This is a genomic window from Kitasatospora sp. NPDC018058 (assembly GCF_044327205.1).
Taxonomy (GTDB): Bacteria; Actinomycetota; Actinomycetes; order Streptomycetales; family Streptomycetaceae; genus Kitasatospora.
In genome coordinates, this window is sequence record NZ_JBIRFA010000121.1 from 1 (window position 1) to 3,387 (window position 3,387).

4 protein-coding genes are annotated in these 3,387 nt (G+C 66.3%); 2 read left to right on the forward strand and 2 right to left on the reverse strand.

From position 1 onward, the window contains the following. Positions 1 to 288: 288 nt before the first annotated feature. On the reverse strand, positions 289 to 510 hold the full coding sequence (locus tag ACH4E7_RS45365; RefSeq protein ID WP_396255088.1) for a hypothetical protein: 222 nt from the start codon (positions 508 to 510) through the stop codon (positions 289 to 291). Positions 511 to 1,099: 589 nt separating this feature from the next. Further along, positions 1,100 to 1,666 (reverse strand): hypothetical protein, encoded by a 567-nt coding sequence (locus ACH4E7_RS45370; RefSeq protein WP_396255089.1) that lies wholly within the window; start codon positions 1,664 to 1,666, stop codon positions 1,100 to 1,102. Between the two features lie 322 nt (positions 1,667 to 1,988). Here ACH4E7_RS45370 and ACH4E7_RS45375 point away from each other — a divergent pair, with 322 nt between their 5' ends. After that, the gene (locus ACH4E7_RS45375) at positions 1,989 to 2,552 is read left to right on the forward strand and encodes a dihydrofolate reductase family protein (RefSeq protein ID WP_396255090.1); all 564 of its coding nucleotides are present in this window, start codon (positions 1,989 to 1,991) and stop codon (positions 2,550 to 2,552) included. A gap of 297 nt (positions 2,553 to 2,849) precedes the next feature. Continuing rightward, positions 2,850 to 3,224: a hypothetical protein gene (locus ACH4E7_RS45380; RefSeq protein WP_396255091.1), complete on the forward strand. Its 375-nt coding sequence runs from the start codon at positions 2,850 to 2,852 to the stop codon at positions 3,222 to 3,224. Positions 3,225 to 3,387: the final 163 nt, after the last annotated feature.

The window sequence follows — 3,387 nt, forward strand, 5'->3', positions numbered from 1 at the left end:
AAGGAGCAAGTCCCACACCGCTCCCCGGGCCACCCCAAAGCATCTCAACTCTGAGGCATCACAAGGAACTTGGAATTAGCCACCAAGATCGCGCAAGGTTCCTCGCCAGGTTGGTGTGCTTTCGTCCGCTATGTGCCCCGCAAGGTGTCGGCGGCAGTCCGAAGCACTGGAGCCACACTTCTACGTCCACACGCCCGCCCCAGCAGGTCGAGCAGCGGAGGGCCAGCGCCTCCGAAGTCGAGGTACGAGAGCCGGCGGCCGTCGATGACGAGCTCCGAGCGGACGGCCCTACCTCTTCACCGTGAAGTAGTCGCGCCCGTCCACCGTCAGTTCGAGCACGGTGCCGTACCGGGCGCGCGCCTCGGCCACCTTCCCCGCCCCTTCCGGAACTTGCGAGCAGCGGTGGTACGTGCCGGCGCCGGACGGCGACAGACAGAGCGCGGGCTCCTCGATCCGGTTCACGAGCGGCAGATCCAGCCGGTCCCAGTCGATCGCGAGCCCGTCTGCCACCAGCCGCGGGCTGGGCGCATCGGCCGGCCGTCCGGGTAGTGACCGCGGGTGCGGTGGTACTCCAGGGCGTAGCGGACGGTGCCGGTTGCGTACGGTCCGTCCTGGCCGTTCTCGTCCACCGGACCCCACCTGGTGAGGCCGGCCGCGCGGATTCCGGGCAGCACGGAGGTGATGTCCCCTCGGACGCCGAAGTCCGCGGTGGCGTGCATCTTGCAGTTCAACAACACCTGCGTACGTGACTCAAGGAGGTTCTGGGAACGCGTCTCGCAGGTGTCGTCGAGCAGGGTGAACACGGGCGCCAGCCCCTCCACCCGGCCCAGGCGATCGATCAGGTCACGGATTCGGGCCTCCTCCGCCGCCCGCTGCGACTGCGCCTACCGAGACACCGCGCCTCCCCGACCCGTCCGTCACGTCCGCCTCAACCCTCCGCTGACGAACGGATCCGACGCATGAGTACGCGTACTCAACTTGCCCGTCACCGACCGACTCGCCAGCCACGGTCCCCGCAACCCGACCAGCACCTCGCACCGCATCAGGCCCATGCCATGGACGGACCCGGCGCGGGAGTACGGGCGGTTACTGATCGCGGTCAGTCGAGGTGGGTCCAAGGGTCTTCACCCGCCTCGCGGAGACGTTGCTCCTCGCGCCAGTGGATGAAGCTGAAGACCGGCTCCTCCGCTGCCATGACGCCCATCCGCATCTCGTCGGGGTTGGTGATCAGGTCGACGAGGAAGTCGGCCATGCCGCCGTTGTAGGGGAACCAGTCGCCATAGCGCGCGAGGACGAGCACCGGCCAGCTGTCCGGGTCGGGGTCGGCCGTGTCCCAGAAGGCATGGTTGGCTGAGGAGTCCGTCGCCCAGGAGATGCGTTCTGTCAGGTCCGGGTCGTCTCCGGGCTTCAGGCGGAGGAGCCCGAAGCCATGATCCGTCAGGGAGGTGAGGGTCGAGGGCGCCCAGGGGCCTGGGTCATCGTCGATCGGGATTCCGACCCAGAAGGAGTTGTTGAGGGAGCCGGCGCCGTAGTGGGCGACGAAGTCTCGGTAGTCAGAGGGGAACCGCTTGCCTGTGTGCTCGGCAACGTGGTCCCAGTCGATGGCATCTCCTGCCCCTGGCCGGGGAGGCATCAACTCGATCAGCTTGGCAACGCTCGGGTGCACGTGGTCCTCCTCAAGGATTATCGGCAGGACCCTATGTCAGGTGCCCCTGTCGGGGAGCGCTCAGCACACCGGGCTCGGCTGAGTTGGCGGCTCATGCCAGCGGACCCATCAGGGAGATCGGCATCCATGTGGATGGTGCCCGGCTCCACGTCCGCGACCAGGGCCGAGGCTCAGTCACTGAGCCTGGACACGATAGGTGGAACCGGTAGGGCGTGATTAGCTGGCGGTCTCTGGTCGCTGGGACACGCTTGTTGGCACCAAGTGGTCACGCTTCTTGCAACCAGCCGCGAGTTGCCAGCGAGGTTACCGAGGAGGGCTTCTGATGCGCAGCGTGACCTACTCGATGGGTGTCTCACTCGACGGCTACATCGTCGGCCCGGACGGCGACTTCGGCTGGGCGGCGCCGGACGAGGACGTCTTTCGCTTCTGGCTCGACGAGATCCGAGAGGTCGGCGTCCACCTGTTGGGACGACGGCTGTACGAGACGATGCTGTATTGGGAGACCGCCGATCAGGATCCATCGCTCGACGACTCAATGCTCGAGTGGGCCGCGCTCTGGAAGCCGCTCCCGAAGGTGGTGTTTTCCACCACGCTGTCGGCGGTACAGGGCAATGCCCGCCTGGCTTCCGGCGGTTTGGCGGAGGAGATCGAGCGGTTGCGAGCTGAGCCGGGGGAGGGCGACATCGCGATCGGCGGCGCGACTCTCGCCGCCGAGGCGGCCGGATTGGGTCTGATCGACGAGTACCGGGCCATGGTCTACCCGGTGCTGGTCGGCGGTGGTATTCCGTTCTTTCCCCAGCGCGAGCGCCGGGTGGATCTCGAACTCGTCGAGACCCGCACCTTCAGCTCGAGAGTCGTCTACCTCCGCTACCGCGTGGCGTGCTAGCCAGGCTCGTCGCGGAGTGACCCCGCCCATGAACGAGGGACCGCAGAGCGCAGGGCTGCCCGGATCCTGTCCGGTTCCACCTTGCGTGACCAGGTTCCAACTGACGTGTCACTGTCCCGTCTCATTTGAGTTGGCGGCGGGTGGGGCTGTGACCTGTAGGGCTGCCAGGTGGTGTGGGAACGGTGTCGGGTGCTGTTCTCAATCGAGTTGGCTCTCGCGGAATCGGTGCTCGCGCGATGGTCAGCGGGCAGATCTCAGGGATGCCGGATGTTCGTTCGATCGCGTGTCAGTGAGGGCATGCAGAATGCGTTCATGAGTTATGACTTGGCGGTGTGGAACGGTGAGCGTCCTGCCGACGATGCTGCGGCGCGAGCGGTGTTCAACGATCTCTATGACGAGTTCATGGGAGGGCGGGGCGTCGAGCCGACCGCGCGGATCAGGCAATGTGTCGAGGCACTGGTGGCGCGCTGGCCTGACCTGAGCCCGGATGACGAGGATGAGGACGCGTGCCCGTGGTCGTGCGGGCCGTTGATCAGGAACGCGAGCGGTCCCTTGTTCTACTTCGGGATGGTGTTCAGCAAGTATCAGGAGGCCGGCTCCTATGCCGTCGAGGCCGCCCGCTCTGCCGGGCTGATCTGCTTCGATCCCCAGGACGGACGGCTTCTGACCTGAGACCCCCTCCCGGCTGACGCGCGAGAGGACTCGGAGTCGGGTCACTGGAGTCGTGTGATCTTGGTGGCTAAGGGCGTCCGCCAGTAGGTCATCGGATGCGGGGGCTTCGAGGCCGGGTATCCCAGCGGTAGAGGGTCCAAGCCCGTCTGATTAGGCAGCGGAC

Coding starts and splice junctions, on each gene's coding strand:
- ACH4E7_RS45375 (WP_396255090.1), top strand. CDS start 1,989: ATGCGCAGCGTGACCTACTCGATGGGTGTCTCACTCGACGGCTACATC.
- ACH4E7_RS45380 (WP_396255091.1), top strand. CDS start 2,850: ATGCAGAATGCGTTCATGAGTTATGACTTGGCGGTGTGGAACGGTGAG.